This window comes from Pseudomonas sp. MPB26 (assembly GCF_046605355.1).
GTDB lineage: Bacteria > Pseudomonadota > Gammaproteobacteria > Pseudomonadales > Pseudomonadaceae > Aquipseudomonas > Aquipseudomonas cedrina.
On sequence record NZ_CP176793.1, the window covers coordinates 2520276 to 2540541 of the forward strand.

The window sequence follows — 20266 nt, forward strand, 5'->3', positions numbered from 1 at the left end:
TTGACCCACATCAGGACAAACGGCACCCGAACGGCGCTTGACATCCCCAGGTCGTAAACGTATGTTTCAAACACCTGTTTGACCGCCTCCACACACCCACGCGGTTGTTCATCCCAGATACATCAGCAGAGGTTTATCGCTATGCCTGACTACAAGGCCCCCTTGCGTGATATTCGCTTCGTTCGTGACGAACTGCTTGGCTATGAAGCGCACTATCAGAGCCTGCCGGCGTGCCAGGACGCTACGCCGGACATGGTTGACGCCATCCTTGAAGAGGGCGCCAAGTTCTGTGAGCAGGTACTGGCACCGCTGAACCGCGTGGGCGACATTGAAGGGTGCACCTGGAGCGAGTCAGGCGTTAAGACCCCTACAGGTTTCAAGGAAGCCTACAAACAGTTCGTCGAAGGCGGCTGGCCAAGCCTGGCCCACGACGTGGAGCACGGTGGCCAAGGCCTGCCGGAATCCCTGGGTCTGGCGGTGAGCGAAATGGTCGGCGAAGCCAACTGGTCGTGGGGCATGTACCCAGGCCTGTCGCACGGCGCGATGAACACCATCTCCGAGCACGGCACGCCCGAACAGCAAGACGCCTACCTGACCAAACTGGTGTCGGGCGAGTGGACCGGCACCATGTGCCTGACCGAGCCGCACTGCGGCACCGACCTGGGCATGCTGCGCACCAAGGCCGAGCCTCAGGCTGATGGTTCCTACAAAGTCTCCGGGACCAAGATCTTCATCTCGGCCGGTGAGCACGACATGGCCGATAACATCGTCCACATCGTTCTGGCCCGCCTGCCGGATGCACCGGCTGGCACCAAAGGCATTTCGCTGTTTATCGTGCCCAAGTTCCTGCCGAACGCCGATGGCTCGATCGGCGCGCGCAACGCGGTGACCTGCGGCTCGTTGGAACACAAGATGGGCATCCACGGCAACGCTACGTGCGTGATGAACTTCGACGCGGCCACCGGTTTCTTGATCGGCCCGGCGAACAAAGGCCTGAACTGCATGTTCACCTTTATGAACACCGCTCGCCTGGGCACCGCGCTGCAAGGTCTGGCCCACGCCGAGATCGGCTTCCAGGGCGGCCTGAAATACGCTCGCGACCGCCTGCAAATGCGTTCCCTGACTGGCCCGAAAGCGCCGGAGAAGGCCGCCGACCCGATCATCGTGCACCCTGACGTGCGCCGCATGCTGTTGACCATGAAAGCCTTCGCCGAAGGCAACCGTGCGATGGTGTACTTCACCGCCAAGCAAGTGGACATCGTCAAGTACGGCACCGACGACGAAGCCAAGAAACAGGCCGACGGCCTGTTGGCCTTCATGACCCCGATCGCCAAGGCGTTCATGACCGAAGTCGGTTTTGAATCGGCCAACCACGGTGTGCAGATCTACGGCGGCCACGGTTTCATCGCCGAGTGGGGCATGGAGCAGAACGTTCGTGACAGCCGCATTTCGATGCTGTACGAAGGCACCACCGGCATCCAGGCCTTGGACCTGCTGGGCCGTAAAGTGCTGATGACCCAGGGCGAAGCGCTCAAGGGCTTTACCAAGATCGTGCACAAGTTCTGCCAGGCCAACGAAGGCGTCGAGGCGGTCCAGGAGTTCGTCACACCGCTGGCCGCACTGAACAAAGAGTGGGGCGAGTTGACCATGAAGGTCGGCATGGCCGCGATGAAAGACCGTGAAGAAGTCGGTGCCGCTTCGGTGGATTACCTGATGTACTCCGGTTACGCGTGCCTGGCCTACTTCTGGGCCGATATGGCGCGCCTGGCGGCCGAGAAACTGGCGGCCGGCACCAGCGAAGAGGCGTTCTACACCGCCAAGCTGCAAACCGCGCGCTTCTACTTCCAGCGCATCCTGCCGCGCACCCGCACGCACGTCGCGACCATGCTCTCGGGCGCAGGTAATCTGATGGACATGAAAGAAGAAGACTTCGGCCTGGCTTACTAAGCCTTACCGAAGTTCCCAAAACCGCCGCCTCCCTCGGGACGCGGCGGTTTTTTGTTTTTCTGTAGGAGCGAGCTTGCTCGCGAAAAACGAATGGGCGACGCGGGCGACCTGACAGCACTGCGTTATCGTTGACGTTCTTCGCGAGCAAGCTCGCTCCTACAGTAGGCGGGTAGAAAAAACCGTGCTCCTGCGCTCAGGGATTATGTCCGGCTGCCGTTACAGTGATGGCAATGTGATACATGCTCGTCAGGTTATGCTTAACTGTCAGGGTAAAGGCATAGTGCCATCATTTGTTTGCGGGTCGGAGTTTTACCCTTGTCGCGCGTGTCCGCTGTACGGTTCAGCCACTTTCTCCCTTCGTTGCTGCTCTTGCTGGCCGGGCTTTCGGCTGCCTACGTCAAGGACCTCAACGTCTTCTTCACCTCGCTGTTCAACGTGCTGCCGACCCTGGTGCTGTTGCTCGGCGGTTCGTACTGCGCGGTGTACCGTCGTCAGCGTGAGCTGTTCCTGATGATCACGGTGTATATCGCCTACTACCTGCTCGATACCCAGACCGATTTCTACCGAGACCACGGCCGCGTGCGCGAAGACGCGGCGGTGGTGTTCCATTTGTGCTGTCTGCTGCTGCCGTTGCTGTTCAGCATTTACGCGCTGTGGCAGGAGAAAACCCACCTGTTTCGTGACTTCGTCGCCCGTGGCGCGGTGTTGCTGGCGATCGGCAGCGTCGCGCTGGCGCTGGAACAAAGTTATCCCCAGGGCGTGCTGAATTGGCTGGCGGAGATTCGCTGGCCGGTGCTGCATGGCGCCTGGATGAGCCTGATCCAGTTGTCGTACCCGATGTTCCTGATTGGTTTCCTGACCCTGGCCGCGCAGTACTGGTACCAGCCACGCCCGCTGCACGCGGCGCAACTGGTGGGTTTGCTGGGTATGTTCTGGATGTTGCCGCAGACGTTCATCCTGCCGTTCACCCTGAACATCATGTGCAGCCAGGTCATGCTGATGATTGCCGCCGGTGTGGCCCACGAGGCTTACCAGATGGCGTTCCGCGATGAACTGACCGGCTTGCCGGGACGTCGCGCATTGAATGAGCGCATGCAGCGGCTGGGGCGCAACTATGTGCTGGCGATGAGCGATGTCGACCACTTCAAGCGCTTCAACGACACCCACGGCCACGATGTTGGCGACCAAGTGCTGCGCCTGGTGGCGAGCAAGCTGTCCAAGGTCAACGGCGGTGGGCGGGCATATCGTTACGGCGGTGAAGAGTTCGCCGTGGTGTTCGCCGGCAAGACGGTGGAAGAGTGCATGCCGCACCTGGAAGAGATCCGCGAGATCATCGCCGATTACGACATCAAATTGCGCAACATGGACCGGCCCCAGGACGATCAACAGGGGCGTCAGCGTCGCTCGGGCAGCGGCGCTTCCAGTGTCTCGGTGACCATCAGTATCGGCGTGGCCGAGCGTCAGGCCGAGCAGCGCACGCCCGAGGAAGTGCTCAAATCCGCCGACCAGGCGCTGTACGCCGCCAAGGGGGCAGGGCGCAACTGCGTGGTCGCGGCCGGGCAGACCCGCCGTGGCGCAGTGCGCATGGAGCGTGCTGCCGGTTGAGTGATGGCGGTGTATTCAGCGGTTCTACAGTGATTGTCCAAGGCGATGGCTGACGGTAGGTTGGAACCATCTGCTGACGGAGACATTGCCATGCCTGAGTACAAAGCTCCCCTTCGCGACATGCGCTTTCTGATCGACAACGTGTTTGATTTCCACGGCCATTACGCTGCGCTGGGCGCGACTGACGCGAGCCCGGACATGGTCAATGCGATCCTCGAAGAAGGCGCGAAATTCTGCGAAAACGTGCTCGCGCCGCTCAACCGCAGCGGTGATGAGGAAGGCTGCCATTTCGACAATGGCGTGGTGACCACGCCCAAGGGGTTCAAGCAGGCGTTCGCCCAATACGTCGAGGGCGGTTGGCATGGCGTGGCGGCGGACCCCGCCTACGGTGGCCAGGGTTTACCGCAATCACTGGGCCTGGTGCTCAGCGAAATGATCGGCTCCAGCAACACTTCCTGGGGCATGTACCCAGGGCTGACCCACGGCGCAATGTCGGCGATCCACGCCCATGGCACCGCCGAGCAGAAAGACACCTACCTGGGCAAACTCACCGCCGGCGAATGGACCGGCACTATGTGCCTCACCGAAGCCCATTGCGGCACCGACCTGGGCCTGATCAAGACCCGCGCCGTGCCCCAGGCGGACGGCAGCTATGCCGTCACCGGCAGCAAGATCTTCATCTCGGCCGGCGAACACGACATGAGCGCCAACATCATCCACCTGGTGCTGGCCAAGCTGCCGGATGCGCCGGCGGGCACCAAGGGCATCTCGTTATTCATCGTGCCCAAGTTTCATGCAGATTCCGGCGCGCGCAACGCGGTGCACTGCGGTTCCATCGAACACAAGATGGGCATCAAGGGCTCCGCCACCTGCGTGCTGAATTTCGACGGCGCCAGGGGCTTTCTGATTGGTGAGGCGAACAAAGGCCTCAACTGCATGTTCACCATGATGAACCATGCACGCCTGGGGACTGGCATGCAGGGTCTGTGCAATGGCGAAGCGAGTTTCCAGGGCGCGATCAAATATGCCAACGACCGCCTGCAAATGCGTTCGCTGACCGGCGCCAAGGCCCCGGAGAAAGCCGCCGACCCGATCATCGTGCACGCCGATGTACGTCGCATGCTGCTGACCATGAAAGCCTTTAACGAAGGCAACCGCGCACTGGCCTACTTCACCGCGCAATTGCTCGACACGGCGCACCTGAGCAGCGACGCCGGCCAACGCCAGGATGCCGAAGACCTGTTGGCGTTTCTCACGCCGATCTGCAAAGCCTTCATGACCGACACCGGGCTGGAGGTGACCAACCATGGCATGCAAGTGTTCGGCGGCCACGGTTACATCCGCGAATGGGGTATGGAGCAACTGGCCCGCGATGCGCGGATTGCGCCGATCTATGAAGGCACCAACGGCATCCAGGCCCTCGACCTGCTGGGGCGCAAGGTGCTGGGCAGCCAGGGCAAGCTGCTGCGTGGGTTTACCAAAATCGTACACAAATTCTGTGCCGCGAATGCCGAGCACCCGCAATTCAAGGCCCATGTGGTGCAGCTCGATCAACTGAACCGTGAATGGGGCGAACTGACCACCCGCGTGGGCATGGCAGCGATAAAGAACCCCGATGAAGTCGGCGCCGCCGCCGTGGATTACTTGATGTACAGCGGCTACGTGGTGCTCGCTTACCTGTGGCTGCGCATGGCCCTGGCGGCCCTTGAGCAACCCGACGCCGACTTCGCCAAGGCCAAGCTGGCCACCTGCGATTTCTACTTCAAGCGCCTGCTGCCGCGTACCGCCACCCACCGCGCGGCGGTGGAAGCGGGCAGCGAATGCCTGATGAGTCTGCCTGCGGAGTTGTTTGGCCTGTAGGAGCGAGCTTGCTCGCGAAGAACTCCCAGACACCGCGATCATCCAGAATGCAGGCGTTATCGTTGGCGTTTTTCGCGAGCAAGCTCGCTCCTACAGTCATGTGACTTGGAAATACTTGTTGGTCACGAACGGACCCTATGTGTCTGAAAAGTTGTTCGGGTACACTCTGAGCCTGTAAAACCGATCCTACCGAATCATTTTTCACGTTCTCACGAGGTTTGCCATGGCTGATTACAAAGCGCCGCTGCGTGATATGCGCTTCGTCCTCAACGAAGTCTTTGAGGTCGCCAACACATGGGCCCAATTGCCGGCATTGGCAGACACCGTTGACGCCGAAACCGTAGAGGCGATCCTCGAAGAAGCCGGCAAAGTCACCGCCAAGTCCATCGCCCCGCTCAGCCGCGGCGGCGATGAACAAGGATGCCGCTGGGACAACACCGCGGTGTTTACCCCGGACGGTTTTCCACAGGCCTACAAGACCTACGCTGAAGGCGGCTGGGTTGGAGTAGGCGGCGATCCTGCCTTTGGTGGCATGGGCATGCCCAAGGCGGTGTCGGCTCAGGTCGAAGAGATGATCAACTCGTCGAGCCTGGCGTTCGGCCTGTACCCGATGTTGACCTCCGGCGCCTGTGTGTCGATCGCGACTCACGCCAGCGATGAACTAAAGGCTACCTACCTGCCGAAGATGTACTCTGGCGAGTGGGCCGGCTCCATGTGCCTGACCGAGGCCCATGCCGGCACCGACCTGGGGATGATCCGCACCAAGGCCGAGCCACAGGCGGACGGTTCCTACAAAGTCAGCGGTACCAAAATCTTTATCACCGGTGGCGAGCACGACCTTACCGATAACATCATTCACCTGGTGCTGGCCAAGCTGCCGGACGCACCGGCAGGCCCCAAGGGCATTTCGCTGTTCCTGGTGCCGAAGTTCATGGTGAACGCCGACGGCGGCCTGGGCGCGCGTAACGCGGTGAGCTGCGGGTCTATCGAACACAAGATGGGGATCCAGGCATCGGCAACCTGTGTGATGAACTTCGACGAAGCCGTGGGTTACCTGGTGGGCGAGCAGAACCGTGGCTTGGCGGCAATGTTCACCATGATGAACTACGAGCGTCTGGGTGTGGGCATCCAGGGCTTGGCGTCTGGTGAGCGCTCCTATCAGAACGCAATTGAATATGCGCGCGACCGCCTGCAAAGCCGTGCGCCGACCGGCGCCCAGGCCAGGGAGAAGATGGCCGACCCGATCATCGTGCACCCGGACGTGCGTCGCATGCTGCTGACCATGAAGGCGGCAAATGAAGGCGGTCGTGCGTTTTCCACCTACGTGGCGACGCAACTGGACATCGCCAAGTTCAGCGAAGATGCCGCTGCGCGCGAGCGCGCGGACAATCTGGTGGCGCTGTTGACACCGGTGGCCAAGGCGTTCCTCAGCGATCTGGGCCTGGAAACCACGGTGTTGGGCCAGCAAGTCTTCGGCGGCCACGGCTACATTCGCGAGTGGGGCCAAGAGCAACTGGTGCGCGACGTGCGCATTACCCAGATCTATGAAGGCACCAATGGCATCCAGGCGCTAGACCTCATGGGGCGCAAGATCGTTGGCAGCGGCGGCGCGTTCTACACCTTGTTCGCCGACGAGATCCGCGCGTTCATCGCCTCGGCGGGTGTCGAGCTGGCTGAGTTCACCAAACCGCTGGCTGCGGCAGTGGATAACCTGGACGAATTGACCGCCTGGGTACTGGACCGCGCCAAGACCAACCCGAATGAGATCGGCGCGGCGTCGGTGGAGTATTTGCACGCCTTTGGCTACATGGCCTACGCCTACATGTGGGCACGCATGGCCAAGGCGGCATTGGGCAAGGAGGCTGAAGAAGATTTCTATGCCAGCAAACTGGGCACCGCGCGCTTCTACTTTGCGCGCCTGTTGCCGCGCATCCAATCGTTGAGTGCGTCGGTAAAAGCCGGTAGTGAATCATTGTTTTTGCTGAATGAAGCCCTGTTCTAAGGGATTGGAGGGCGTGTAAGCATTCTCTTACATGACGTGCTGCTATTCGTCCTCTATCGCAAGATTGGATCCATCGATAATCTACTTCACATGGACGTCGCGCAGGAAGCGCAAAGCAACAACACGGACACGTAGGATTCTGCCAGGAAGGCGGAGTGAAATGGATGTCAGGGAAACAGTCTGCAAAGCCCCGCTTCGGCGGGGTTTTCTTTTGCCCGCGAAAAAGTCAGGCGGACCCGTGCGGGGCGTTCATCACGTCCTCCAGCAAGGTGCGCAGCAACGCCACCGTCGCCTGCTGGCGTTGCACATCGCGGCACACCAAGCCCACTTTCAGCGGCACTCTCGGTTCACTCAAGGGCTTCCACAGCAGCGACTGGCTGTTGTGTTCGTCCTGGGAGCGCCCCGGCAACACGGTCGCCAGCTTCGTATGAGGCAGGCTGTCGAGAATCCCCACCATGGTGTTGAGCTCCGCCTGCACTTGCGGACGACGGCCAAGGTTGGTCAACTGGCCCTGCCAGATCTGCCGGACCTGGAATTCTTCGCCCAACAGCAACATTGGCAGTTCTGCCGCCTGTTTCAGCGAGATTTTCTTGAATTCGCGCAGAGGATGGTCCTCGGGGATGACGACCTTCAGCTCATCTTCGTACAACAACACGCCGTGCAGCCCTGGCTGGCGTGGCGGCAGGTAGCTGATACCAATGTCCAGCGAACCATTGAGCAAGCGCCGCTCGATCTCAATCCCGGTCAATTCATAGATCTGCACCACCAGATGCGGCTGGGCTTTGCGCACGCGTTCAAGCATCTGCGGTACCAGGCTGGTGTGCACGGTTTGCAGCACGCCGATGGCCAGGGTGCGCATCGCCTGGCCCTTGAAATTGCGCAACGCTTCGACGGCCTGCTGCATCCCGTCGATCAATGGCAGCGCGTGGTTATACAAGGTATGAGCCGCCAACGTCGGCAGCAGTCGCTTGCTGCTACGCTCGAACAGGCTCACATCCAGGTTCTGTTCCAGCTGGCGGATCTGCTGGGACAGTGCCGGCTGGGAGATCGACAGACGCTCCGCGGCGCGACCGACGTGGCCTTCCTCGTACACCGCGACGAAATAACGCAGTTGCTTGAAATCCATAAGGCTTACTTATCGAAAATGCTGGAAAAACGAAATGGCCGCTGGCCCCTGGGACGCTTAGTCTAGCGCCTATTCGCAGGGCTTACAGGGCCGGATCGGGCAATGAACAGCGTGCATGTTGAAAGCGTTTACATAGGCAAGGCAAACAATCCTCAACCCGCTTACCGGGCGCATGCCGACCAAGGTCCGGTTGCCAATGGCGGTGACCTGTGAACCTGTTCAATAGGCGTCGCCCAGCACCAAGCCTGGACGACCTGATCCTGGATGCCCCAGGCGACAGTCCTTGCAGCGAATCTCTGATGCCCACGGTGGCTCGTCCGCCTCAAGTCTTCGTTCGTGGCCAAGGCTCGTGGCTGTGGGACAGTGACGAACGCGCCTACCTGGACTTCAGCCAGGGCAACGCCGCCAACAGCCTCGGCCACAGCCCGCGGGTATTGATCGAAGCGTTGGCCGATCAGGCCCAAGCGCTGATCAACCCAGGCAACGGCCTGCATAACCGCACCCAGCTCAACCTCGTCGACCGCCTATGCCATCGCACCGGCAGCGACCAGGCGTACCTGCTCAACAGTGGCGCGCAGGCTTGCGAAGCGGCGATCAAGCTGGCGCGCAAATGGGGCCAACTGCACCGTGGCGGCGCCTACCGCATCATCGGCGCGAGCGGCGGTTGCCACGGGCGCAGCTTTGCGGCGTTGGCCGCCTCGGCGGGCGCTGTCGCCAACCGGTTTGAACCGCAGTTACCGGGCTTCAGCCATGTACCGTTCAACGACCTGGCAGCCCTGCATGCTGCCGTCGATGCGCAGACCGTCGCCATCATGCTCGAGCCGATCCAGGGCGAAGCCGGGGTCATTCCTGCGACTGAGCATTATCTGAAAGGCGTCGAGCGTTTGTGCCGTGAATTGGGGATCTTGCTGATCCTCGACGAAGTACAGACGGGGATCGGCCGCTGCGGCAGCCTGCTTGCCGAACAACAGTACGGCGTACGTGCCGACATCATCACTCTCGGCAAAGGCCTGGGCGGCGGCGTCCCCCTCGCGGCGTTGCTGGCACGCGGCAAAGCCTGTTGCTTTGCAGTGGGCGAGTTGGAAGGCACCCATCATGGCAATGCGCTGATGGCGTCGGTCGGGGTGGCCGTGCTTGATACGGTGGTTGAGCATGGCTTTCTGGAGCAGGTGCGTAACGCCGGTTTCTACCTTGGCGAGGGCCTCGCCCGTCTGGCTTATCGCTACGACCACGGCCAATTGCGCGGCCATGGCCTGATGTGGGGGCTGACGCTGTCGGACGATTCGGCGGATGCTGTCGTAAAAGCGGCCTTGCATGAAGGCCTGATCATTAACGCCCCGCAACCGAACTGCCTGCGCTTCACGCCGGCTCTGACGGTAAGCAAAAGCAACATCGATGAAATGCTCCTGCGCCTGGCCCGCGCTTTCTCGCGCGTGCGCACCGCGCAGCTGCAATGTCGCAAGGGCATCGCCGTTTAAACCCCATTTACCGAACCGTCTCGCGGCCTACGCGGCGCCCCCAGTCTGATTTTTTTCGGCTGGGGGCGTTTTTTTGTCTGTTTAAAGATGGATGGCGCTATGCCAGATCCCACTGAACCCTCACGAACACCCAAGGTCGATTAGCTACACGGCTCACACGAGCCGATTTTTTTGGAGCTGACCCATGGATTTCATTCGTATCATCATCGCCATTCTGCTGCCGCCACTGGGTGTATTCCTGCAAGTGGGCTTCGGCGGCGCGTTCTGGCTGAACATCCTGCTGACCCTGTGCGGCTACATTCCAGGCATCGTGCACGCGGTGTACATCATCGCCAAGCGCTGAGGCCGTCAGCCTTTTGCGATGAGTCGTGAGTTGCGCTCGTTGCGAAAGGCCAGTTGCTCGATGGTCTGGCTGGCATGTTCGGCCTCTTCGCGCGCTTGCAGGATGATGCCGTGCTGCTCGGACTTGCTGCACACCGGGTCGGCATTGCTCGCATCCCCCGTGAGCATGAAGGCCTGGCACCGGCAGCCGCCGAAGTCCTTTTCCTTTTCGTCACATGAGCGGCACGGCTCGGGCATCCAGTCGTAGCCGCGAAAGCGGTTGAAGCCGAACGAGTCGTACCAGATGTGCTGCATGCTGTGGTCGCGCACGTTGGGAAATTGCACTGGCATCTGTCGGGCGCCGTGGCAGGGCAGGGCGGTGCCGTCGGGCGTCACGGTCAGGAAAATGCTGCCCCATCCGTTCATGCAGGCTTTCGGGCGCTCTTCGTAGTAGTCCGGCGTGACAAAGATCAGCTTGCACGGGTGGCCTTCGGCTTCCAGCTTGGCGCGGTATTCATTGGTGATGCGTTCTGCGCGCACCAGCTGCTCCCGGGTCGGCAACAAACCCACGCGATTGAGCTGCGCCCAGCCGTAAAACTGGCAGGTGGCGAGTTCGACAAAGTCCGCCTCTAGCGCGATACACAGCTCAATGATGCGGTCGATCTTGTCGATGTTGTGCCGATGGGTGACAAAGTTCAGCACCATCGGGTAGCCGTGGGCCTTCACCGCGCGGGCCATTTCGAGCTTTTGCGCGAAGGCTTTTTTCGAGCCGGCCAACAAGTTGTTCACCTGTTCGTCGCTGGCCTGGAAGCTGATCTGGATATGGTCCAGGCCGGCTTTCTTGAAGTCGCTGATCTTTTGCTCAGTCAGGCCGATGCCGGAGGTGATCAGATTGGTGTAGAAGCCCAGCTTGCGCGCTTGCGCGATCAGCTCTGCAAGGTCCTGGCGCACCAACGGTTCACCGCCGGAAAAACCCAATTGCGCCGCACCCATTTCCCGCGCTTCACGAAATACCTTGATCCATTGCTCGGTACTCAACTCCTTGCCCTGCTCGGCAAAATCCAGCGGGTTGGAGCAATACGGGCACTGCAACGGGCAGCGATAAGTCAGCTCGGCCAGCAGCCACAACGGCAGGCCAATCGCTGGTTTGTCAGGCAAGGGTGATCCAGTGCTCAGCACGGGCGACCTCCATGAATTGCTCGATGTCATCACCAAGCTCAGGCACGCCTGGGAATTGTTGATCCAGCTCGGCGATGATCGCCGCCACGTCGCGCTCGCCATCGATCAAGCCACCGATCAGCGCGGCGCTGTCGTTGAGCTTGATCATGCCTTCGGGATAGAGCAACACATGTCCCTTTTGCGCGGGCTCGTACTGGTAACGATAGCCCTGGCGCCAGGTCGGTTTTTTGCTGCGATCAAAGCTCATAGGGTGATCCCTTTGTGCCACACCCGCTGCTCGGTCACGCTGTGATACGGCGGGCGTTTGAGTTCGTAGGCCATGCTCATGGCATCGAGCATGCTCCACAGGATATCCAGTTTGAACTGGAGAATTTCCAGCATGCGCGCCTGGCCTTCGCGGGTGGTGTAGTGCTGCAGAGTGATCGCCAAGCCGTGCTCCACGTCGCGACGGGCCTGGCCCAGGCGGGTGCGGAAGTATTCATAACCGGCCGGGTCGATCCAGGGATAATGCTGCGGCCAGCTGTCGAGGCGCGACTGGTGGATCTGCGGCGCGAACAGTTCGGTCAGCGAACTGCTGGCCGCTTCCTGCCAACTGGCGCGACGGGCGAAGTTGACGTAGGCATCCACCGCAAATCGCACACCGGGCAATACCAGTTCCTGGGAGCGCAGTTGGTCCGGGTCGAGGCCGACAGCCTGGCCCAGGCGCAGCCAGGCTTCGATGCCGCCGTCTTCACCGGGAGCACCGTCGTGGTCGAGCAGGCGCTGGATCCACTCGCGACGGATCTCTCGGTCCGGGCAGTTGGCCAGGATCGCAGCGTCTTTCAGCGGAATATTCACCTGATAGTAAAAGCGGTTGGCGACCCAGCCCTGGATCTGCTCGCGGGTCGCACGGCCTTCATACATCGCCACATGGTACGGGTGATGAATATGGTAGAAGGCGCCCTTGGCTCGCAGGGCTGCTTCGAATTCAGCGGTGGTCAACGGCGTATCAGTCATTTCGGTCGCTCCTACAATTCAATGCTCATGCCGTCGTAAGCCACTTCGACATTGCGCCGCGCCAGCTCAGCTCGCTCGGGGGAATCTTCATCGAGGATCGGGTTGGTGTTGTTGATGTGGATAAGCACTTTGCGCTGGCGGGGCAATTGTTCAAGCACTTCGAGCATGCCGCCGGGGCCGTTCTGTGCCAGGTGCCCCATTTCGCGGCCGGTACGGGTACCGACGCCGCGGCGTTGCATTTCATCGTCATCCCACATCGTGCCGTCTACCAGCAGGCAGTCGCTGCCGGCCATGATGTCAAGCAACGGCGCGTCGACCTTGCCCAGGCCTGGGGCATAGAACAATGTGCCGCCGGTGCGCAGGTCTTCGACGATCAGGCCGATGTTATCGCCCGGGTGCGGGTCGAAGCGATGCGGCGAGTAGGGGGGCGCAGCGCTGCGTAATGGCAGAGGCGTGAAACGCAGGTTGGGGCACGCCGGGATGGAAAAGCTGGCGTCCAGTTCGATACGGTTCCAGGCCAGGCCGCCATTCCAGTGGGTGAGCATGTTGAACAGCGGGAAGCCGGTGCTCAGGTCTTCATGGACCATGTCGGTGCACCACACTTGGTGCGGGCAACCTTCGCGCAGGCTCAACAGGCCGGTGGTGTGGTCGATCTGGCTGTCCATCAGGATGATCGCGCTGATGCCGGTGTCACGCAGGGCACGGCCAGGTTGCATCGGGGCGAAGCCCTGAAGCTGTGCGCGGATATCCGGCGAGGCGTTGCACAGCACCCAGTTCACGCCATCGTCGGAGATCGCGATGGACGATTGGGTACGGGCCTGAGCCCGCAGGCTGCCGTCTCGGAAACCCGCGCAGTTCACGCAGTTGCAGTTCCACTGCGGGAAACCACCGCCGGCGGCGGAACCTAGAATCTGGACAAACATGGTCGCTCCATCAAGCTCAAAACAAAAACGCCCCGGGCGAACCGAGGCGTTGTATTACCCAGCGGATTAACGGCTGGCGAAGTACATGGTGACTTCGAAACCGATGCGCAGATCAGTGTAAGCAGGTTTGGACCAGGTCATATTCTTACTCCTACGAAGGGATGGGACGTTTACTACCAAGTAATACATATAGTCCACCTCCAGTCGGAGATGTTCAGATGTGTGCGTGGGAATGTTACGCAATTCTTTTCAAGTTAGCGCTGTCTCGGTGGAAAAAGCCTATTGCAGGAGCGGCAATGATCAATCAGCCGCCTGCCAGGCAACCGAGACGCGTGGGCCGTTGGTCACGCAGCGCCAGCCGCCAGCGGCGTCGTTCAATTGCCCGGCGGCAACCTGCAGTGTTGCCTGTGAACAGGTCTGGATCAGAGATTGAAGATCAGCCAGATAACCCGACGGATGGCCTGCCAGATGGGCGTGCCACAGTAATTCAGCGGCTTGGGCATTGGGCAGGGTCTGTGCTGAGAACTGTTGCGCCAGGGCCAGGTTGCCCAGGTCGTCGCTGTTCTCGATCAGCGTCGGCAATTGCCTCAGGAAATTTTTCAGGTGATCAGCAATTCCTTCCAGGGACACGCTGGGGGATTGCACGCCGAAGAGCAGGCCGGTCTGGCCGTTTATCTGTCGGATGCCGCTGAATACTGCGTAGCCGATTTGCAGCTCTACCCGCAGGCGCTGGTAGAACGGTGCCTGAAGCAGGTGGCCGAGCAATCGCCATGTCGCTTCATCGGCCAGGGACGGGCTTGGCGTTGGGCAAAACAGCAGCAATGCGGCTTCGTCAGAGTCGGTTTTCACCTCATGCCATACGCGCTGGCCGCTGAGGGTGGCCAATGTGTGATCCTGCTTCGCGGACAGTCCAGGCAAACGGGTCGCGGCTGTTTTGATCGCAGCTTCATATGCGGGCGAAAAACCCACCCCCAAGCCTTGCCAGTGGGCGGTGGCCCACGAAGCAGGTTGAGGGTCGATGGCGCTACAGCAAGTGGGCAGTGCCTTGAGCAATGCTCGGATGGCGATCGTGGTGGGCTCGGCGGATTGAGCCCCTTGTGGTTGGTTCAGGCTTTGCGCTAGCGCGTCCAGCACGGCGGGTATGGGTTCCTGCAGCCCGATCATCTTCACCAGCGAGTCGTTACCCAGGCTTTCGAACGACAATTCGACGCCCGCCTGGCGGGCATTTTCGCGCAACGACTGCACTGCTGTTTCAAGGCCGGAAGGGGCCGAGCGCCATTGCAGGTACAGCGCCGCTTCATCACTGTCGTGCGCCAATGCCTGGCTGAAAGTCAGCGCTGATACCTCTCTGCGCCCCCGCGAGCGATCCTGGGCAAACGTGCGCAAGCCTCGATGGGCGCTGGTCTGGCCACGAATCAGGCCGGCGCGCTCTTCCCTGGCGGGTGGGCGCAGGAACGGGTTGTTCGGCGGCAGTTGCCAGCTGTGCTCGTAGGGCGGCAGGCGCAGCGAAACCAGCAGGGCCTTGAGGGCGACGACATCCTGTTCCGAAAGGTCTCGGCTGTCGTGCCTGGCCAACGCCAGGGCGCCCTGGATCTGTTGTTGACGAGCGGCCAGCAGCGCGAACTCTTCACGCAGTGACGTCCAATCGCTGTGCGCGAAAAAGCTCAGCCAGTCGTGCAGCAACGCCTCGATCTGTGTGGCCGTCTCATTTTGGGTACTGAGCGTAAAGTCGATATCGACCACCGCTTGCCCGGCGAAGTGGTAAAGCACTGACGCCCGCAAGGCATTCGCCAAATGCCGCACTTTCAATTCAGCCAGCAACCCGCCGGGTGCCGAGGCGTTGAGCCAGGTGCAGAGGAAATCCAGCGCTTCACGGGGCACATCGCACGCGATGACGTGGTGCAGGTGGTTGTGAGCGATGTGCTGATAGCTGCGCGCGTGCCCCTGCATCAATGCCACAGGCGCGGATTGTGGGCGTAGAGGCCCCGAGGTCAATTGTTCGCTGAACTGCTGCGCCAGGTTTTCCAGTGCTTGCAGCGACTGCGGACCGGCCAGGCTCAACGTCATCTGCCCGCTCTGGTAGAAATGCGCGTGGAAGTCGCGCAACGCCTGCTGGAATGCCTCACGCTCCACCGGCAGGCTGTCACGGTTGCCGGCATGAAAGCCTCGCAGCGGATGGTCCGCCGCCAGGCCCTGCAGCAACGCGACCTGCTGCTGCGCCTTGGCATCCTGGGACCAGGCGACAAATTCCGCGTGCAACACTTCGCGCTCGCGCAGTTGGTCTTCCAGCGCCAGCCGCGGAAGGGTCAGCATATCCGCCAGACGCTCCAGCCCACCGGTAAACGTTGCAGGTGGCAGCTCGAAGAAGAACTCCGTGGTGCGCTCACGGGTGCTTGCATTGACCTGGCCTCCATGACGTTGCACGTAGGCCATCAACCCTTCATTAGCGGGAAAACGCTCGGTACCGAGAAACAACAAGTGCTCCAGAAAATGCGCCAGTCCCGGCCATGCCAATGGCACGTCATGGCTGCCGGCATCCACTCGCAGAACGGCGGCGCAACGCTTCAAGCGCGGTGCATGACGCAAGGAAACCCGCAGGCCATTGGCCAGGGTCAGATGGAGAGGATGAAGGTGGGCCGGCGCAGGCATGGGCACTTCCGAAGCGTATGAGATGCCTATGCTAACAAACCCGCCGGATCAGGGCTTGTGCAGCGCGCCGTACAGCTCGGGGCGTCGGTCTTGCAGATAGTGATTGGCGGCGCGCGCGTCGAGGATCGATTGGCGTTCCAGCGTGCCGACAATCAGGGCTTCATCCAGGCCGGCCTGGGCGATGCGCTGGCCATTCGGTGCGGCGATGCTGCTTTGGCCGCAATACTGGATCTCGCCTTCGTGCCCGCAGTAATTGGCATAGGCCACATAGCACTGGTTTTCAAAGGCCCGTGCGCGCACGGTGACATCGGCGACAAAGTCGAACGGCACCATATTGGCGGTGGGCACCAGGATCAGTTCGGCGCCGGCCAGGGCCAGGCGCCGAGTGTTTTCCGGAAACTCCAAGTCGTAGCAGATCAGGAAACCCAGCGTCCAACCGTTGAGTTGCACCAGCGCGAAATCATCTTCGCCGGCACTGAACATCGAGCGGTCCAAATCCCCGAACAGGTGCGTCTTGCGGTAGTTGCGCAGGCGTTGGCCGTGGGCGTCTATCAACTGCACGGCATTGTAGATCTGGCCGTCTTCGGCCCGTTCCGGGTAACCGTACAGGATCGCCAGCCCGGCGCTTTTGGCCAGTTCGGCGATCGCCTGTGCCGACGGCCCGTCCTGCGCCTCGGCCAGGGCTCCCACGGCCTCGGCGCCGATGTTGTAGCCGCTGAGAAACATCTCCGGCAGCACCAGCACATCGGCGTCGGACGCCTCATGCGCCAGCTGATGCAGGCGCTTGAGGTTGGCGGCCACATCCAGCGGCAGGGGCGGGCATTGGTAGAGGGCGACACGCATGGCTTGGCTCCTTACTCAGGCAGGGCAATCGGCCCGATTTCATCGAACACATCACCCGGCCCGGGGTTCTCGGGGTGAGTGCTGCCGCCGAAGTGATTCATGATGCCCCATACCGCATTCAGCGAAGTTTGCACCGCGCCTTCGACCCATGCAGGCGTCCAGGAGACGTCGTCACCGGCGATAAAAATCCCACGCTGTTCGGCGGGCATGTCCTTCTGCATGAAGTGCGCATACATACGCTGGTTGTAGCGATAGTGACCGGGCAGGGCGCCCTTGAAGGCACCGAGGAAATGCGGGTCGGCTTCCCACGACACCGTGATCGGGTCGCCGATGATGCGCGCCTTGATATCGACTTTCGGGTAGATCTTGTTCAGTGCATCGAGGGCCAGCTTCACACGTTTATCGATGGGCTGAGGCAGCATTTTCAGCGCGTCGCTCATCCAGGAGTACGACAGGCAGATCACGCCTGGCTTGTCGTCGCCGTTGTCGAACTTGCCGTTTTCAAACAGGTACGTGCCACGGGTGAGGCGATCGGTGAGCGTCATGCTCATCAGGTCGCGCCCGGTTTCCGGGTCTTTGTCTTTCCAGAACGGGCGGTCGACCATCACAAAAGTTTTTGACGATTGCATGTAGCGGGTGCGGTCCAGGGCCATCCACATCTTTTGCGAGAACAGCGTTTCATCGCATTCGATCTGGGTGGTCAGCAGCCAGCTCTGGCAGGTGGTCAGCACGGCGGCGTATTCGCGGGTGTCACCGTAGTTATCGGTGACGGCGAAGCGGCCATCGGCGGCGTGGGCGATGCGTTTCACCCCGGCCCGTGGCGCACCGCAGTGCAGCGAACTGAGGCTGGTGCCGGCCGGCCAGTGGGCGCAACGCTCCGGTACATGGCGCCAGATACCCATCGGTACCTGGGCGACGCCGCCGACGATCAAGTGCTGGTGGTCGTCGCAGTTGGTCATCACCACGCGAAAGATTTCCAGCATCGAGTTGGGAAAGTCCGAATCCCAGCCACCGGTGCCGAAACCGACTTGGCCGAACACTTCGCGGTGGTGAAACGACAGCTTCGCAAACGCCTTGGAGGTGGCGACGAAGTCATAGAAGGTGCGGTCGTCCCACAATGGCACCAGCGTGTTCCACAGCGCCTTGAGGCGCGGCACGTCACGGTCGCGAATGGCTTGCTGGATATCGGCGAACTGCGAGCCGGCTTCCAGCGCATCGGCCCAGGCGTCAGCCACTTCCTGGAACAGCGCGGGCAAGTCGGAGAGTTTCTGTGCGTAGTGGGTCTGGCCTTCGAGGTCGATCACCGTGCTGCCCGACGCCGGGGTCAGCGGGTTGGGAAACGGTTTGGTTTCCAGGCCCAGCTTGTCCACGTAGTGATAGAACGCGGTGGACGACACCGGGAAACGCATCCCGCCCAGCTCGGCGATGATGCCTTCGGCGCCTTCAAACGCCTGGGAGCGCAGGCGGCCGCCCATTTTCGAGGCTTCATACACCACCGGCTTGAGGCCCAGCTTCATCAGCTCGTAGGCGGCCACCAGGCCCGCGATCCCCGCGCCGACAATCGCCACTTGCGCACCATGGTTGGCGGCAGGAATGCTGCCTAGGCCGGCCGGGTGCTCGATCCAGTCATCAAAGGCGAACGGGAAATCCGGGCCGAAGATGGTGATGGGTTTCTTACCGTCGGCCGGGTGGCGATGGGGCTTGGCGAGGGTGCTGGACGGGATGCTCATGGCTGACCTTACTGGCGACTGGGCGGACGTGACCCGCTGAGTATAGGAAAAGATGGCAGCCAGTTTAGGGAGCGGAGCGTTCGTTATTAAGACGCAATGTGTCGTCTAATTGAGCTTATTTCAGCCATAACGACGAAGGCGGCGGTCAGATTGGCTGCCCGCGATCCAGTTTGTTGCTGAGGATGATCGAAGTGGTGGTTTTTTCCACACCGTCCACGCTGCCGATCTGGTCAAGCAATTGATCGAGTTGTTCCGGCGAATCCGTGCGTAGCCAGGCGACGTAATCGAACTCGCCACTGACCGCGCACAACTGCTGCACTTGCGCCATGGCGCTGAGCCGGCGCAGCACTTCCTTGCCTGAGCGCGCCTGCACAGTGATGCCGACATACGCCTGCAAACCGCCATCTACCACACGCTTGCCGAGGCGCACGCCATAACCGGTAATGACCTGGGTTTTTTCAAGGCGAGCCAGGCGCGAGGTCACCGTGGTGCGTGCGATGCCTAGCTGCCGAGCGAGCATAGCTACGCTTTCGCGGGCGTTGAGCTGCAGGGCGGCGATGAGTTGGCGGTCGATTTCGTCTAGGGCGGGCAAGGCGGGCTCCGGTGTTGGCGGTGATAGAGAGCATGTTACAGACTTCCAGACACACAAAAGCCGCGCAATGCGCGGCTTTCTTGTTTGGCGTAGCCTACGTGGAGCTGGGTATCAGAGCGAGAAATTGGCTTCTCCCCCGTGCAGCAATACCTGCCATCGAATACAGTGCAGCCCCCTTTCAGGTGAGTAACGCCATGAACGTACAAATCGGTGGAGGCGCCCTCGCGGTCATTCTGACGGGCATGCTCATAGTTTTCGGCGTCAGCGAGTGCCAGCGTGGCCCGTTGAAACCGGAACTTGCCGACGACGTCAGCGACGCGCAAAAGACCTGGCTGACCATCGAGCACCGCATCAAGCGTTATGATCCGGCCCTCACGCAGGTCACGCGAGACCAGCAGGCGCTGACCGTTTTCTACCGTCCAGCCACGCCCGCGGAGGAGGCCGACGATTGGGCCCCGGACATGCTGCGCATCGTCGGCCACGCACTGGCGGCGCTGAACGGCGCGCCAGGAGGAAAGGCGTACACCCAAGTGACCGTCAGAGCGCGAATGCTCGCCGATGATGATGTGGGATTGGTGTACGACATGCCGGGGTTCGATGCCATCAAGACCCAGCAGGATGGTTACTTCAACTTCGCCAGCATGCCGCGCAGCCTGTCATTCAGTCCGGCCGCCTTGGCGCAGATCAACGACGCTTGCCGGGGCATGAACGCCCAAGCGTTCTATCCGCAATTCTGCCGGCGAGTCGAAGAGGCCGCAACGAGCCATCCGTGAATGCGTGCGCACCGCATGCTTTTAATCCGTTTTTTTGACGCAATACTGGCAACTCTTACAGTAGCAACTGTTCATCCCGATTCTAAGCTCGAATCGTCGAAGGTAGCCGCGATGGTTCCGCCAGAAACGCGAAAGCCGCGCAATGCGCGGCTTCCTTGTTTGGTGGGCCCAGTAGGACTCGAACCTACGACCAAGGGATTATGAGTCCCCTGCTCTAACCAACTGAGCTATAGGCCCTTAAC

The 20266-nt window shown here is 61.1% G+C and carries 17 protein-coding genes and 1 tRNA gene; 7 read left to right on the plus strand and 11 right to left on the minus strand.

The window, feature by feature from the left end; translation table 11 throughout:
* The first annotated feature begins 141 nt into the window (after positions 1-141).
* The 4 genes from ACLH0H_RS11600 (at position 142) to ACLH0H_RS11615 (ending at position 7414) form a co-directional block, all read left to right on the plus strand.
* Positions 142-1947 (plus strand): phenylacyl-CoA dehydrogenase, encoded by a 1806-nt coding sequence (locus tag ACLH0H_RS11600; RefSeq protein WP_307388637.1) that lies wholly within the window; start codon positions 142-144, stop codon positions 1945-1947.
* 315 nt (positions 1948-2262) lie between these two features.
* Positions 2263-3552, plus strand: coding sequence for a diguanylate cyclase (locus tag ACLH0H_RS11605; protein WP_411382099.1), 1290 nt, complete (start codon positions 2263-2265; stop codon positions 3550-3552).
* Between the two features lie 90 nt (positions 3553-3642).
* Complete coding sequence (locus ACLH0H_RS11610; protein WP_411382100.1) at positions 3643-5412, plus strand: acyl-CoA dehydrogenase C-terminal domain-containing protein; 1770 nt, start codon at positions 3643-3645, stop codon at positions 5410-5412.
* A 223-nt stretch (positions 5413-5635) separates the two neighbouring features.
* Positions 5636-7414 (plus strand): acyl-CoA dehydrogenase C-terminal domain-containing protein, encoded by a 1779-nt coding sequence (locus ACLH0H_RS11615; RefSeq protein WP_411382101.1) that lies wholly within the window; start codon positions 5636-5638, stop codon positions 7412-7414.
* 226 nt (positions 7415-7640) lie between these two features.
* Here the strand turns inward: ACLH0H_RS11615 and ACLH0H_RS11620 are convergent, their stop codons facing one another.
* Complete coding sequence (locus ACLH0H_RS11620) at positions 7641-8540, minus strand: LysR substrate-binding domain-containing protein (protein ID WP_411382102.1); 900 nt, start codon at positions 8538-8540, stop codon at positions 7641-7643.
* A gap of 209 nt (positions 8541-8749) precedes the next feature.
* Here ACLH0H_RS11620 and ACLH0H_RS11625 point away from each other — a divergent pair, with 209 nt between their 5' ends.
* Positions 8750-10018, plus strand: a complete 1269-nt coding sequence (locus tag ACLH0H_RS11625) for an aspartate aminotransferase family protein (RefSeq protein WP_411382103.1) — start codon at positions 8750-8752, stop codon at positions 10016-10018.
* A gap of 184 nt (positions 10019-10202) precedes the next feature.
* On the plus strand, positions 10203-10361 hold the full coding sequence (locus ACLH0H_RS11630) for a YqaE/Pmp3 family membrane protein (RefSeq protein WP_003228885.1): 159 nt from the start codon (positions 10203-10205) through the stop codon (positions 10359-10361).
* Positions 10362-10366: 5 nt separating this feature from the next.
* On the opposite strand, the gene pqqE is transcribed toward ACLH0H_RS11630, so the two are convergent.
* From pqqE to ACLH0H_RS11675, 9 genes are all read right to left on the minus strand, one after another.
* Positions 10367-11548, minus strand: coding sequence for a pyrroloquinoline quinone biosynthesis protein PqqE (gene pqqE / locus ACLH0H_RS11635; protein ID WP_411382104.1), 1182 nt, complete (start codon positions 11546-11548; stop codon positions 10367-10369).
* A complete protein-coding gene (gene pqqD, locus ACLH0H_RS11640; RefSeq protein WP_411382105.1) occupies positions 11490-11765 on the minus strand; it encodes a pyrroloquinoline quinone biosynthesis peptide chaperone PqqD in 276 nt (91 codons plus the stop codon). Before pqqD ends, pqqE begins: the two co-directional genes overlap by 59 nt.
* On the minus strand, positions 11762-12514 hold the full coding sequence (pqqC, locus tag ACLH0H_RS11645; RefSeq protein WP_307417234.1) for a pyrroloquinoline-quinone synthase PqqC: 753 nt from the start codon (positions 12512-12514) through the stop codon (positions 11762-11764). Before pqqC ends, pqqD begins: the two co-directional genes overlap by 4 nt.
* An 11-nt stretch (positions 12515-12525) precedes the next feature.
* Positions 12526-13437, minus strand: coding sequence for a pyrroloquinoline quinone biosynthesis protein PqqB (gene pqqB, locus ACLH0H_RS11650; protein WP_411382106.1), 912 nt, complete (start codon positions 13435-13437; stop codon positions 12526-12528).
* A 66-nt stretch (positions 13438-13503) separates the two neighbouring features.
* A complete protein-coding gene (pqqA, locus tag ACLH0H_RS11655) occupies positions 13504-13578 on the minus strand; it encodes a pyrroloquinoline quinone precursor peptide PqqA (protein ID WP_003194766.1) in 75 nt (24 codons plus the stop codon).
* 159 nt (positions 13579-13737) lie between these two features.
* Positions 13738-16086, minus strand: coding sequence for a pyrroloquinoline quinone biosynthesis protein PqqF (gene pqqF / locus ACLH0H_RS11660; RefSeq protein WP_411382107.1), 2349 nt, complete (start codon positions 16084-16086; stop codon positions 13738-13740).
* Positions 16087-16134: 48 nt separating this feature from the next.
* Positions 16135-16929, minus strand: coding sequence for a carbon-nitrogen hydrolase family protein (locus ACLH0H_RS11665; RefSeq protein ID WP_411382108.1), 795 nt, complete (start codon positions 16927-16929; stop codon positions 16135-16137).
* A gap of 11 nt (positions 16930-16940) precedes the next feature.
* Positions 16941-18659, minus strand: a complete 1719-nt coding sequence (locus ACLH0H_RS11670; RefSeq protein WP_411382109.1) for a flavin monoamine oxidase family protein — start codon at positions 18657-18659, stop codon at positions 16941-16943.
* 145 nt (positions 18660-18804) lie between these two features.
* The gene (locus ACLH0H_RS11675; RefSeq protein ID WP_411382110.1) at positions 18805-19251 is read right to left on the minus strand and encodes an Lrp/AsnC family transcriptional regulator; all 447 of its coding nucleotides are present in this window, start codon (positions 19249-19251) and stop codon (positions 18805-18807) included.
* A gap of 194 nt (positions 19252-19445) precedes the next feature.
* On the opposite strand from ACLH0H_RS11675, the gene ACLH0H_RS11680 reads away from it, so the two are divergent.
* Positions 19446-20024 carry a hypothetical protein gene (locus ACLH0H_RS11680; protein WP_411382111.1) on the plus strand — a complete coding sequence of 193 codons (579 nt, stop codon included), beginning with the start codon at positions 19446-19448 and terminating at the stop codon, positions 20022-20024.
* Positions 20025-20184: 160 nt separating this feature from the next.
* Here ACLH0H_RS11680 and ACLH0H_RS11685 read toward each other — a convergent pair.
* Positions 20185-20261, minus strand: a tRNA-Ile gene (locus tag ACLH0H_RS11685).
* Positions 20262-20266: the final 5 nt, after the last annotated feature.

Excerpts from the sequence above, each read along its gene's own strand:
- ACLH0H_RS11615 (WP_411382101.1), top strand. The coding sequence starts at position 5,636 with ATGGCTGATTACAAAGCGCCGCTGCGTGATATGCGCTTCGTCCTCAAC.
- ACLH0H_RS11600 (WP_307388637.1), top strand. The coding sequence starts at position 142 with ATGCCTGACTACAAGGCCCCCTTGCGTGATATTCGCTTCGTTCGTGAC.
- ACLH0H_RS11665 (WP_411382108.1), bottom strand. The coding sequence starts at position 16,929 with ATGCGTGTCGCCCTCTACCAATGCCCGCCCCTGCCGCTGGATGTGGCC.
- pqqF (WP_411382107.1), bottom strand. The coding sequence starts at position 16,086 with ATGCCTGCGCCGGCCCACCTTCATCCTCTCCATCTGACCCTGGCCAAT.
- pqqB (WP_411382106.1), bottom strand. The coding sequence starts at position 13,437 with ATGTTTGTCCAGATTCTAGGTTCCGCCGCCGGCGGTGGTTTCCCGCAG.
- pqqC (WP_307417234.1), bottom strand. The coding sequence starts at position 12,514 with ATGACTGATACGCCGTTGACCACCGCTGAATTCGAAGCAGCCCTGCGA.
- pqqE (WP_411382104.1), bottom strand. The coding sequence starts at position 11,548 with ATGACATCGAGCAATTCATGGAGGTCGCCCGTGCTGAGCACTGGATCA.
- ACLH0H_RS11620 (WP_411382102.1), bottom strand. The coding sequence starts at position 8,540 with ATGGATTTCAAGCAACTGCGTTATTTCGTCGCGGTGTACGAGGAAGGC.
- ACLH0H_RS11610 (WP_411382100.1), top strand. The coding sequence starts at position 3,643 with ATGCCTGAGTACAAAGCTCCCCTTCGCGACATGCGCTTTCTGATCGAC.
- ACLH0H_RS11630 (WP_003228885.1), top strand. The coding sequence starts at position 10,203 with ATGGATTTCATTCGTATCATCATCGCCATTCTGCTGCCGCCACTGGGT.
- ACLH0H_RS11680 (WP_411382111.1), top strand. The coding sequence starts at position 19,446 with ATGAACGTACAAATCGGTGGAGGCGCCCTCGCGGTCATTCTGACGGGC.
- pqqD (WP_411382105.1), bottom strand. The coding sequence starts at position 11,765 with ATGAGCTTTGATCGCAGCAAAAAACCGACCTGGCGCCAGGGCTATCGT.
- ACLH0H_RS11670 (WP_411382109.1), bottom strand. The coding sequence starts at position 18,659 with ATGAGCATCCCGTCCAGCACCCTCGCCAAGCCCCATCGCCACCCGGCC.